This window comes from Planctomycetota bacterium, from assembly GCA_021414025.1.
Classification (GTDB): Bacteria; Planctomycetota; Phycisphaerae; order Phycisphaerales; family SM1A02; genus SYAC01.
Genome location: JAIOPG010000008.1, coordinates 231,810 through 243,400, shown reverse-complemented (window position 1 = coordinate 243,400; position 11,591 = coordinate 231,810). Strand labels below are relative to the sequence as shown.

The window sequence follows — 11,591 nt, the reverse complement described above, 5'->3', positions numbered from 1 at the left end:
GCGAAATAGTCCCGGAGGTTGCGGCTGGAGGAAGGCATGGCGGTCGTTGTCGCAGCTCATCCTACCTTCAGGGAATCGCGGCTCCGGTTTCGGCGCGATCCGCGCCTGAAATGTTTCTATCATCCGCCACGCCATGAAAGTCAGCGGGTTCTCCTTCATTCGCAACGGCACGCTGCTGGGGTATCCGTTCGTGGAGAGCATCCGGTCGGTGCTGCCGCTGTGCGACGAGTTCGTGATCTCGGTGGGCCAGGGCGAGGACGACACGCTTGAGAGGATCCGCGCCATTCAGTCGCCGAAGATCCAGATCCTGCAGACGCAATGGAACGAGAAGATGCACGACCGCGGCTTCGTCTACGCCCAGCAGAAGATGATCGCGCAATACCACTGCACCGGGGACTGGGCCTTCTACCTGGAGGGCGACGAGGTGGTGCACGAGAAGGACCTGCCCGCCATCCGAGAGTGCATGCAGCGCCACCTGGAGAACCGTCAGGTCGACGCGATCGCCTTTCACTTCCACCACTTCTTCGGCAGCGCCGAATGGGAATCGGTGAGCCCGGGCTGGTACCGCCGCGAGCCGCGCATCATCCGCAACACCATCCGGACCTGGGCCCCCGACGGCCTCTACTGGGTGGTCATGGACCGGCAGCGGCGCGGCCGTTATCCGCGCGCCGCCGTGGCGGACGCCGCGATCTACCACTACGGCTTCGTGCGCAGCGTGGAGTCGATGAACAAGAAGATTGCGCGGGTCACCAAGTACTGGGGCTCCACGGCCGCGGCCATCAAGCGCTATGAGACCGATCCGATGGGGCTCGCCCGCTTCCAGGGAACGCATCCCGCGGTCATCCACAAGTGGATCGAGGAGGAGTCGGAGCGCGGCTTCGCGCCCGATCCCGACTATCGGATCACCCGCAAGGAGCGGAAGTACCGGATGATGATGCGCCTGGAAAGACTTTTCGGGTGGGATCTCTCCCGGCGGCACTTCAAGCCCTTCAAGTGATCCTGCGCCGCGAGCCGGCTCAGGTCCGGTCGACCTGCGCGAACTCGGGAATCATCGCCACGATGCGCCCCTTGTAATGAGGACGGAGCGATGTTGCGATGTAGTCCTTGAAGTTGTGGGCGAGCACGACCAGGCAGTCGGGCTGATCTGCGAAGAGCCGCTCGCGCGGCACCACTTCCAGCCGCGTGCCGGGAATGAACTTGCCCTGCTTCTGCGGCGTGTCGTCGACCACGTAGTCCAGCTGGGCGTGGCAGCCGACTGCGTTGAGGTAGATGCAACCCTTGGCCGCGGCGCCGAAGCCGGCAATGGTGGACGTGCTCTTCAACTCCTTGAAGAAGGCGCGATCGCGCTCGATCTTGTCGCGCATCCGCGCCGCCCAGCCTGTGTAGTCGTATGCCGCCTCCTGCGCCACGAACTTCTCGTGAACCCCGCGATCGGGGAGCGGCTTGTTGGTGGAGATGATCCGCAGCGAGCCGCCGTGGATCTCCTGCTCGCTGATGGAGGTGATCGTCAGACCGTACTTCTTGAAGAGCTTCACCAGCGGCGTGACCAGCCAGTAGTAGTAGTGCTCGTGGTAGATCTGGTCGAACTGGTTGGTCAGGAGCGTGGTGAAGAAGTAGGGGAATTCGAGCACCCACACGCCATCCAGGTGCTTCTGGATGCCGCGGAGGAACTTGTCGACGTCGGCCGTGTGCTGGAAGACGTTGGTCGAGACGATCACATCGGCCTTGCCCACATCGGCGTCGCCCCAGTAGGCGTTGACGTAGCGGATGCCCTTGGCCAGGTTCTCCGGCCCGACCGAGGCGGACGCGTCGACGTTGACCCGATCGAGTTTCTCAGCGCTTTGCGACTGGAAGGCGGCGAGCAGTGTCCCGTCGTTGCCGCCGATGTCGATGATGCGCCGCGGCTTGAGCCCGGCAAGATCCCGCCACATCCGCTTGCAGTGCTCGACGTAGGGGGCGCCCACCGCCGAGCGGTAGAGGTAGTTCGCATACATCTCATCGGGCGGCACCTGGTGATCCAGGTGAGCGACCAGGTCGCCGTCCATCACCACGTTCAGCGGGTGGCGACGCGCGGACTCCGCGGCGTCCGCCGTGTCGTACAGATTGTTGACCAGGGGCATGGGGCCGAGGTTGAACATGGTGATTGATCCCGGTCCCAGTCGATGGGGGTCGCCGACCCCGCGGGCGGTGATGTCCGCGCCGAGGGGGCTCACACCCATGCCGCCGCGTCCGCTCACTTCTTGATGAGGAACGACTCGCGCTTCTTGCCGTGCTTCAGCTCGGAGGCCATCCAGCGCGGGGTTTTTCCGCGGCCGGACCAGGTGGCGCCGCTCTTGGGGTGCCGGTACTTCGGCTTGACAATGCTGCGCTTGTCCTTGACCTTCTTCGCGGCCTTGGCGGCGCGGGACTTGCTTGACACGGCCTTGTTCATGCCGTCGCGGGCGCCCGCATAGGCGGCGGCGCCGACGGCGCCGAGGTCGTGCAGGCTCAGCTGGTATTCGGCCATCTTGGTCTTGATCGCCTTCTTGACCCGCGAGATTTCCGCCTTGCGGATCTTGTTGGCCGTGGCGGTGAGCTGCTGGATGTCCTTGACGAGCTGTTTATATGATTTTTTCATAGGGGGGCCAGTCTATATAAACCCCGCGCCCTGTCAACTATTCCGGAGTCGCGACCGCGCAACGCGGACCACGCTTCCGAAATACGCGACGCAGCACGCCAAGGCGGCGCCGAGCAGGACGCAGAGGCCGGCGCCGCGGATCCCCACGGCCAGGTTCGATTCCAGGGTCTCGAAGGGCTTGCGGATGAGGGGCTGCTCAAAGGTCGTGATCGAGTTATTCAGGGAGAAGATGGTCTGCTTTTGCGAGTCGATGCGCATCCGCATCCGGTCGGCCTCGGTCTGCTGCATCGGATCGGTCTTGGTGTTGAGGCTGTTGACATAATTGTTGATCGAGACGATCTCGTTCTCAAGCAGCGTGATGTGATCCCGGGTCAACTGCACATTGTTGGTGATCTTGACCGACTGAGTGCGTGACCACGCCTGCGTGACCTGCTCAAGCAGGTCGTTCAATTCGTCCTCGGACAGGCTGGAACTGGTGATCGAAACTTCGAGCAAATCCGAGTTCCGCGGCAAGTCCACCTTCACCGATGCGGCGACGGGATGCTGCTTCTCCTTGGCCAGCGACTGCATCTGGAGCGGGAAGATCAGCTGCGTGATCTGGTTGCGGATCTGGTCCTGCGTCTGGATCGCGTCGCTCAGCTGCCCGCTGCGGATGACCGTGCTCACCGTGGTTTTTCCCAGCAAGACCAGCACGGCGTAGATCGCCACCGTCAGGACGATCCAGGACACGATCAGCAGGACGCGGCTCCTCCAGGCCGCCACGAACAGATCCGCCAGGTCCATGCCCGGCCCCTCCGGCGCACCATAGGGCGACATGATCATGATTTTATTCTGGGGATCCATCTCCAACGGCGCCAACGATTCGGTCTTGGGCATGTCGCCGCAGTATAAGGACAATCGGTTGTTGCGGACGATGGCCCGCGTGTCCATTGAGAACCGACTTCGATTAAACTTGGCGCTGGTCGACGGTGAGGTTGGCGCGTCCGCGCCGCTCCAAATCCGGCCGGAAGGATTGCATCGCATGAGCTGGTTTTCGTCCATCGTTCTTGGCGTGCTTCTGGCGGCTCAGGCCACCGCTCCCGCGACAACGCCGCCCGCTGCGCCCGCCGCGCCTGCGGTTCCCGCTGCCGCAGCGCCCAAGGAGGAACCCTTCAAGCTCGACACCGACACCGGAGTGATTCGCGGTTCGCTGCTCATGCCCGGCGGAACCGGTCCCTTTCCTGTGGCGCTGATCATCGCCGGCTCCGGTCCCACGGACCGCGACGGCAACAGCGGCGCTCTGAAGGGGAAGAACAATTCACTTCAAATGCTGGCGCAGTCGCTGGCCGAAGCCAACATTGCCTCGGTGCGCTTCGACAAGCGGGGGATCTCGGCCAGCCGCGCCGCCGGTCCCAGTGAAGCGAATCTGCGCTTCGAGAATTACGTTGACGATGCCGCCGCCTGGGTGGAGAAACTGAGGCGCGATCCGCGATTCTCCACCATCACCATCATCGGCCACAGCGAGGGCTCGCTGATCGGCGCGATCGCAGCCTCGCGCGTTCATCCCGACGCCTTCGTCTCCCTCGCGGGCGTCGCGCGCCCGGCAGGGCTGATCCTGCGCGAGCAGATGAACGGCAAGCTGACCCCCGAGCTTTTCCAGGCCAACGAAAAAATCCTTTCCGAGCTCGAGTCGGGGCGCACCATCAATGCCGTGCCCGCCGCGCTCCAGGCCCTCTACCGGCCCTCGGTGCAGCCCTACCTGATTTCGTGGTTCAAGCACAACCCCGCGAAAATCTTCGCGGATCTCAAGGTTCCCATCCTGATCGGACAGGGCACAACGGACATCCAGGTCGCGGTCGAGGAGGCCGAGGCGCTGAAGAAGGCGGCGCCCTCCGCGCAACTCGTGATGATCGAGGGCATGAACCACGTCCTTAAGACCGTTCCAGCGGTTCAAGCCAAGCAGCTGGCTTCGTACTCGGATCCCGCGCTGCCGATCAATCCCGAGCTGACAAAGAGAGTCATCGACTTCATCCCGCGGACGAAGTCGGCAAAATAAAACGGGCTACACTTCACCCATGCCCAACATCCCGCAGACCGCGCTCGACCAGCTGTTCTTCAACGCCCGCACGCACAACGCCTGGCTTGACAAGCCGGTGAGCGACGCCACGCTGCGCGAGTTGTTCAATGCGATGCGCTGGGCGCCGACCAGCGCCAACTGCAGCCCGCTCCGGGTGGTCTTCGTGAAATCGCCCGCCGCCAAGGCCAAACTGCTGACCTGCGTGGCGCCGGGCAACCAGGAGAAGACCAAGGCGGCGCCGGTCACGGCGATCCTGGCCCAGGACATGGAGTTCTTCGAGAAGCTGCCCAAGCTCTTTCCAGCCGCGGATGCGCGCTCCTGGTTCGTGGGCAATGAAAAAATGATCGCCGACTCGGCCTTCCGCAATTCCAGCATTCAGGGCGGATACTTCATCCTCGCCGCCCGCGCGATGGGGCTGGACTGCGGGCCGATGTCCGGCTTCGACAACGCCGCCGCCGACAAACTCTTCTTCGCGGGCACCAAGCACCGCTCCAATTTCCTCTGCAACCTCGGCTACGGCGACGCCGGCAAGCTCTTTCCGCGCTCGCCGCGCCTCGAGTTCGACGAGGCCTGCACCATCATTTGATCCGCGCCAGCTTCTTTACCGCGGCGTGCCGCGGGCAGGAGACCAGGTGATCGTTGGTCATGCCCACGGCCTGCATGAAGGCGTAGCAGATCGTCGGCCCGCAGAATTTGAACCCGACCTTCTTCAGGCACTTGGCCATCGCCTCGCTTTCCGGCGTCGCCGGCGGCAGGTCGGACTTCTGGCGAAAGCGATTCTGCCGGGTCCGGTGATCCACGTGCTGCCAGAGCAGGTCGCGGAAGGAGCCCTCGCCCTCCTTCATGATGTTGATCCACACGTGGGCGTTGCCGATGGCGCTTTCAATCTTGCTGCGGCTGCGGATGATCCCGGCGTTGGCGAGCAGGCGGCGCACATCCTTCTTGCCGAACTTGGCAATCTTGTGCGGGTCGAACTGCGCGAATGCCGCGCGGAAAGCCTCGCGCTTCCGGAGAATGGTGATCCAGGAGAGTCCCGCCTGGAAGCCGTCGAGCACCAGCTTCTCGAAGAGGGCGCGGTCGTCCATTTCCGGCACGCCCCACTCGCGGTCGTGGTAGGCCACGTAGAGCGGATCCTCGCCGCACCACCAGCATCGTTGCAGTTGCTTCTTCATTGAGGACTCCTCGCACTGCGCTCGCCGGCGCCTAGTTCTTGTAGGCCACCATCATGGAGTAGGCGGGCATGCCCGTCAGGCCCGACGCCAGGCGCAGCCGCTCGGTTCCAGCCTGCTTGGCGTCGACGACCACCGTCCAGGCGCCGGGCGGCAGCGTGACTTGCTGCGTCCTGGGTTCGCCGTTGTAGGCCACGAAGATGTCGCGCCAGGAGTCGCCCGCGGCGGAGCCGTTGATCGTGAACGACACCGTTCCGGCGTTGTCGAGGAACTTGACCGACTTCCGCACCGAGGCGTTGTCCCCCATGCGGAAGGCCGGATGCTCCCTGCGCAGGGCCACCAGCCCGCTGACATAGTCGAAGACGTCGCGGTACTCCATCTTGCGCTTCCAGTCGAGGGCGTTCACTTCGTCGCCGGCGTTGTAGGAATTGTGATTGCCGTTCTTGGTGCGGCAGAAGTCGCTGCCTTCATCCAGAAAAGCGATGCCCTGGCTGGTCAGCACGATGCCCAGCGCCATCTTCTGCATGGCGCGGCGGGTGGCGTCGTCGGCGCTCGGCTGCGCCTTGAGCAGCTTGTCCCATAGGGTCAGATTGTCGTGGGCCGCGACGTAGTTCACCGATTCGCCGGGCTCGAGCGTGAAGTCATCGATGGATCCGATCACGCCGCGCTTCAAGGCCGCGGCGTCGCCCCCGGGGCCGGTGGCGAAACCCGTCGTCGTGCCGTCCAGGTCGCCGCGCACCGCATTGCGGATGTTGTCGTTGAAGACCCCGATGCGCATTCCCTTCTGGGCGCCCTTGCCGAAGTGGGTGACGCCGCCACCGGTCCACGGCTCGCCGTAGAGCGTGATGTCGGGCTTCAGCGCGACAAGCCGGTCGCAGATCGCCTTCACCGTCTCCGGGTAGTGCGTGCCGAGCAGGTCGAAACGGAATCCATCCACCTTGTAGTTGGTCAGCCAATGCGCCAGGCTGTCGACGATGTACTTGCGCACCATCGGCCGCTCGTCGGCGACCGCGTTGCCGACGCCGGTGTCGTCCATCAAGTGGCCGTCGTCCGCGGTGCGGTGGAAGTAGAAGGGCACCGTCTGGTCGAAGGGCGACGAGGTGCCGGTGCTGGAGGTGTGGTTGTAGACGACATCAAGAATGACGCGGAGGCCCGCGGCGTGCAGGCCTTGCACCATCGACTTGACCTCGCGGATGGGCTGCAGGGGATCCTTGTCGTCGCTGGAGTAATTCGACTCGGGCACGTTGAAGAAGGCGGTCCAATAGCCCCAGTTGTACTCCTTGGGCGCCGCGGAAAAATCCTCGATGGGCAGCAGATGCACCGCCGTCACGCCGAGCTCCTTCAGATGGGAGAGTCCGCCGTTCATCATGCCGCCCTTGGCGGCGCTTTCCTGCGTCAGCCCCAGGTAGGTGCCGCGCAGCGCCGTCGGGCACGCGGAGTCGGCGATGGAGAAGTCGCGCACGTGGACCTCGTAGATGATCTCGTCCGTCGGATGCTTGAGGATCGGGGCCGCGGTCGACTCCCACTCCTTGGGGCTGAGGCGGTTCAAGTCGGCGACCACCGAAAAGCTGCCGTCCGCCGTTGCCGCGAAGGTGTGGATGTCGGGAACCTCGCGCTGCTCGCCATAACTGTCGAAGCGATAGCGGTAGAGTTTGCCCTGCAAATCGCCCGGAACCTCCGCGTTCCACAATCCCTTCTCGCCGCGCTGCAGGGGCACGCTGCGCGAGGGTTGCTTGGCATCCACACTGTCGTAGAAGAGAAGCTGCACGCCGCTGCTCACCGGAGACCAGGTTTGAAAATCCGTTTTCTCAGGCGTGCAGAAGGCGCCCAAATGGGCCTGCAACGGCGTGAAACGCTCCTGGTCAAGGATGTTCCGCGCGTAGAGCGTCTGCGGCTTCGCACCGGGAATCTCGATCTGCAGCGCCGCGATGTCGGCGTCGGCCACGGGCTTGGCCAGCTTCACGGTGTAGAGCGAGCGCGAGGTGCCGGATTCGTGGCTCGGCGCGATGCCGGTGATCTTGGGCGCGCCGGGGCGCTTGTCGCGGCGCACAATTTGTGCCTTCTGCGTCTGCTCCTTGCTCAGCGGTGCCGAGGTGGCCAGGGTGATGGCGCTGTCGGAATCCAGGAAGGCGCCGGTGACGCGCAGCGACTGATCGATCTCGGGATCGGCGTAGACATGGTCATCGCCGGCGACCAGCCATACTTCGCGCGTGCTGCCCGCGTCAAACTTGACCGAGCGGTCATGCTCGATGTCCTTCGACTCCCAGTCGCCCAGGCGCACGAGGAACCCGGCCTCCTTGGGCAGCTTGTCGAAGGGAATGACCGCGTATCGGCCGAAGCCGTCCTTGCCGGTGAAGGGATAGGAAGCGCCCTCTCCGCCCTGGGGCCAGCACCAGAGATTCCATCGGTCGTACTTCTTGTCGGCGCGGGCATAGTGCACCACCAGCAGACCTTCGGACTTGGGATATTTCGCCTTGAGGCTCTCGGCAATCCGCGGGGATTTCCCGGCCTGTGCCGAGGATTCCGCGGCATTGCCGGCCCACGCCTTGGCGGCGAAGATCGCGGCAACTCCCGACAGGGCCATGGCAAGCACCAACGCAAAGCGTCCGGCACGATGCGAGCGGGCGATGGATCGGGACTCACGCATTCAGGGTTCCTCGATCAGGAGGAATCAAAAGAGCGGCTTCAATCCGGCGACGCAGCGACACGCCGAGAGTTGCGCGATGTGGTAGCTCTCGTGATTCGTCAGCAGGAGTCCCAGCACATCACCCTTGGACTTCAGGGGCGACTTGGCGAGAAAATCCATGCCGTGCGGTTGCTCGAGCAGCGCGGGATCCGCCTTCGACAGCGCCGTCGCAACCTGGGCATGACCTCGATCGATGACACTAACGAGCTCGGCAATGTTGGGTCCGCTCGTTGTCTGGCCGCTGGCGCCAGGTCCAAAAAGCTTGTTCCATTCCTCGGGCGACGCGTTGGGAAGTCCGAGGATGCTGGCGGCGAAATCCATGCTGATGGCGAGGTGTCCGAGGACCCAGCGCACATCGTGGCCGCCCTTGTAGGGACAGGTCGTGAGGTGTGAATCATTGAGTCCGTTGAGAAGTCCGTGGATTTGCTCCAGGTTCATGGCCTGGAGCCCGAGGAGAAGTTGCGTGGCTTTCATGCCCAAAGCGTATCTGCGAATCCATCGCCCAATCGGCCACAGGGGGGCAGGGGAGCGGGGCCGAAGGCGCGGATTCGAATTGGCAGAAATGGCGTGAATCAGCCGTGAAATTGGGATTTTGATGAATAACGATAAACATATCCATAATTCGTTATACTAGACGAGTCTACATAAGGAGGCAGGCCATGGTTTCAACCCGCTCTCGTGCCGTACCCGTGATCCATCCCCTGGAAATGGATGCCGCCCGACGGGCCATCCAGAGTCTTGAGGATGATGCCTCGCTCAACTTGCCGTTGGATGAGATTTTCGTTCAGCAGGACCAGCGCGGCTATCGGCGCCGCGACCATCAGGCGTGGGATTCCCTCACCCAATTTCAAATTCCGCATCTCGCCGCGCACGCCAGCGCGGCCTGGCGCGATGGCGCTGCGGCGCTGGAGCTGAGCAAGTCGCGCGTGCCCTCGGTGGAGGAAGTCTCCCGGCGCCTCTTCGCGCTGACCGGATGGCAGATTCGCGCGACCACCGGCCACTTGCCCTCCCGGATTTTCTTTCGCTGTCTCTCGCAGAAGATCATGCCGGTCACCGTGACGCTGCACAGCGGTGATCGGCGGGAATCCGGCGTCGAGCCCGACGCCTTTCACGATCTCTTCGGCCACGCGCCGCTCTGCGCCGACCCGCGCATGGCGGACATCCTCGAACGGTTCGGCAAGGTGGGCGTGCAGCTGGACCCTCCACAGCTGGAGCGGCTGGAGAAGATTTTCTGGTTCACCGTGGAATTCGGGCTCATTCGCGAGGAGGGCGAGGTGCGCCTGCTCGGCTCCGGCCTGGTCGCTTCGCCCGTCGAATCGCGGCGCTGCCTCGAATCCCCGCTCGAAACGCATCGCCCCTTCGACATCCGGGAGGTGTTCGCCGCTCCCATGTCCCTGGCGCATTCCCCGGAGCATCTCTTCGTCATGGAGGACCTGGGCCAGATCGAGTCGATCCTCGATCAGGTCGAAGAGTCCCTGGAGGCCCAGCGGCAAACCGCCAAGAAGTCATGCACCGGCCAGTGCGCGAAGTGCAAAGCCAAGGCCGGAGTCCTTCACGATTGACCGGCGGCGGGTTCGCGAAGTCCCTGGCGCCATCAACAATGCGACCCTCAGCAGCCGGGCCGTTTCCGGTAAGGGGAATCTGCAACTTCGCCACCTTCGTCGGGTCCTTACCATGATGCCTTCCCCGCACCAACAGGAGCCCCGATGTTGCACACCCTTCTTCCCGTCCTGCTCGCGCTCTCCCTTCATGCCCCCGCGGACCTTTCCGCCAAGATCGACGCCATCGCGGCCAAGGCCCTCGCGCAGCCGAACGTGGCGGGCCTCTCGATCGCGGTCGCGCGCGACGGCGAAGTGATTTTCTCCAAGGGCTACGGCAAGGCCGATCTTGAATTCGCGGTTCCCACCGACAAGGAGACGATGTTCCGCATCGGAAGCGTGACCAAGCAGTTCACCGCGGCCGCGGTCATGAAGCTCGTTGAGCAGGGCAAGCTTTCCCTCGACGACACGCTCGACAAGATGCTTCCGGATTTTCCCGCCACCAGCAAGCCGATCACGCTGCGCCAGATCCTCACCCACACCTCGGGCATCTGGTCCTACACCAATGACGACAAGTTCATGTCGCGCGACGCATCGCTCGAGCTCACGCCGACGGAACTCGTCGCATTCTTCAAGGACCACCCGCTCGACTTCGACCCCGGCACGAAATGGAACTACAGCAACAGCGCCTACTACCTGCTGGGCGAGATCGTCGCCAAGGCCGCGGGAAAGCCCTACGCCGTTTTCGTGCAGGATGAGCTCTTCACGCCACTTGGCCTTTCACGCACCCGCTATGAATCCAACCGCGAGGTGATCGCCAACCGCGCCCAGGGCTACTCCTTCGAGAAGGGCAAACTCGTCAATGACAAGCCCATTGGCGCCGATGTGCCGGGCGCGGCGGGTTCCTTGCTATCCAACGCCGAGGATTTGGTCCGCTGGAACACCGCGTTGGCCGGCGGCAAGGTGATCTCCGCCAAGTCCTACGAGCTGATGACCACGCCCACCATCCTGCCTGGCGGCAAGAACACCCGCTATGGATTCGGACTTCAGGTGAGCGAATGGGAAACGCGGCAGCGCGTGTCGCATGGCGGAGGCATCTTTGGCTTCAGCTCGATGCTGGAATATTTCCCCGCCGAAAAGCTTTCGATCGCCGTCATCGCCAACTGCGACTCCTTCGATCCCGGCAAGGTCGCGGATTCGATCGCCCGCGCCGCGATGGACATTCCCGAATTTGTGCCGGCCGATCTCCCCGTGTCCGCGGATGAAGCGAAGCGTTTCGTCGGTGAATTCAAGTTCGACACGATCCCTCTCGAGATCGTCTTCACCCTGCGTGACGGCAAGATGTACGCGCAAGCCACCAAACAGCCGGAAAACCGTCTGCTCTACCAAGGACAGGGCGTGTTCGTCGCCGACTTCGACAACAAGGTGAAATTCACCTTCCCGGCGGGGGAGGGCCCGGCCACGACATTCACGCTTACTCAGGGCGGCGATCTCACCGCCACGCGCACGAAATAAAATAGGGGGC

Annotated in this window: 11 protein-coding genes; 5 read left to right on the top strand and 6 right to left on the bottom strand. The window is 63.5% G+C overall.

All coding sequences use genetic code 11. The annotated features are described in order from the left end of the window. Nucleotides 1-133 precede the first annotated feature (133 nt). Nucleotides 134-997, top strand: coding sequence for a glycosyltransferase (locus K8R92_12115; GenBank protein ID MCE9620636.1), 864 nt, complete (start codon nucleotides 134-136; stop codon nucleotides 995-997). A 19-nt stretch (nucleotides 998-1,016) separates the two neighbouring features. Here the strand turns inward: K8R92_12115 and K8R92_12110 are convergent, their stop codons facing one another. Genes K8R92_12110 through K8R92_12100 form a run of 3 tightly spaced genes read right to left on the bottom strand, consistent with a single transcriptional unit; the run spans nucleotide 1,017 to nucleotide 3,493 of the window. Continuing rightward, nucleotides 1,017-2,237: a class I SAM-dependent methyltransferase gene (locus K8R92_12110; GenBank protein ID MCE9620635.1), complete on the bottom strand. Its 1,221-nt coding sequence runs from the start codon at nucleotides 2,235-2,237 to the stop codon at nucleotides 1,017-1,019. After that, a complete protein-coding gene (locus K8R92_12105) occupies nucleotides 2,234-2,617 on the bottom strand; it encodes an H-NS histone family protein (GenBank protein ID MCE9620634.1) in 384 nt (127 codons plus the stop codon). Before K8R92_12105 ends, K8R92_12110 begins: the two co-directional genes overlap by 4 nt. 33 nt (nucleotides 2,618-2,650) lie before the next feature. Then, nucleotides 2,651-3,493 carry a hypothetical protein gene (locus K8R92_12100; protein MCE9620633.1) on the bottom strand — a complete coding sequence of 281 codons (843 nt, stop codon included), beginning with the start codon at nucleotides 3,491-3,493 and terminating at the stop codon, nucleotides 2,651-2,653. A gap of 145 nt (nucleotides 3,494-3,638) precedes the next feature. Here K8R92_12100 and K8R92_12095 point away from each other — a divergent pair, with 145 nt between their 5' ends. Both K8R92_12095 and K8R92_12090 read left to right on the top strand, forming a co-directional pair. Continuing rightward, on the top strand, nucleotides 3,639-4,652 hold the full coding sequence (locus tag K8R92_12095) for a lysophospholipase (protein ID MCE9620632.1): 1,014 nt from the start codon (nucleotides 3,639-3,641) through the stop codon (nucleotides 4,650-4,652). Nucleotides 4,653-4,671: 19 nt separating this feature from the next. Further along, the gene (locus K8R92_12090) at nucleotides 4,672-5,259 is read left to right on the top strand and encodes a malonic semialdehyde reductase (GenBank protein MCE9620631.1); all 588 of its coding nucleotides are present in this window, start codon (nucleotides 4,672-4,674) and stop codon (nucleotides 5,257-5,259) included. On the opposite strand, the gene K8R92_12085 is transcribed toward K8R92_12090, so the two are convergent. Genes K8R92_12085 through K8R92_12075 form a run of 3 tightly spaced genes read right to left on the bottom strand, consistent with a single transcriptional unit; the run spans nucleotide 5,252 to nucleotide 9,002 of the window. After that, nucleotides 5,252-5,845: a DNA-3-methyladenine glycosylase I gene (locus tag K8R92_12085; protein ID MCE9620630.1), complete on the bottom strand. Its 594-nt coding sequence runs from the start codon at nucleotides 5,843-5,845 to the stop codon at nucleotides 5,252-5,254. The two genes, K8R92_12090 and K8R92_12085, sit on opposite strands and share 8 nt — an antisense overlap. Nucleotides 5,846-5,876: 31 nt before the next feature. Then, the gene (gene pulA, locus K8R92_12080) at nucleotides 5,877-8,489 is read right to left on the bottom strand and encodes a type I pullulanase (protein MCE9620629.1); all 2,613 of its coding nucleotides are present in this window, start codon (nucleotides 8,487-8,489) and stop codon (nucleotides 5,877-5,879) included. 24 nt (nucleotides 8,490-8,513) lie between these two features. Next, the gene (locus K8R92_12075; GenBank protein MCE9620628.1) at nucleotides 8,514-9,002 is read right to left on the bottom strand and encodes a DinB family protein; all 489 of its coding nucleotides are present in this window, start codon (nucleotides 9,000-9,002) and stop codon (nucleotides 8,514-8,516) included. 185 nt (nucleotides 9,003-9,187) lie between these two features. Here K8R92_12075 and K8R92_12070 point away from each other — a divergent pair, with 185 nt between their 5' ends. Both K8R92_12070 and K8R92_12065 read left to right on the top strand, forming a co-directional pair. After that, nucleotides 9,188-10,090 (top strand): hypothetical protein, encoded by a 903-nt coding sequence (locus tag K8R92_12070; GenBank protein MCE9620627.1) that lies wholly within the window; start codon nucleotides 9,188-9,190, stop codon nucleotides 10,088-10,090. Nucleotides 10,091-10,234: 144 nt separating this feature from the next. Further along, entirely contained in the window at nucleotides 10,235-11,581 is a 1,347-nt protein-coding gene (locus tag K8R92_12065) for a beta-lactamase family protein (protein ID MCE9620626.1), read from the top strand. The last annotated feature ends 10 nt before the right edge of the window (nucleotides 11,582-11,591 follow it).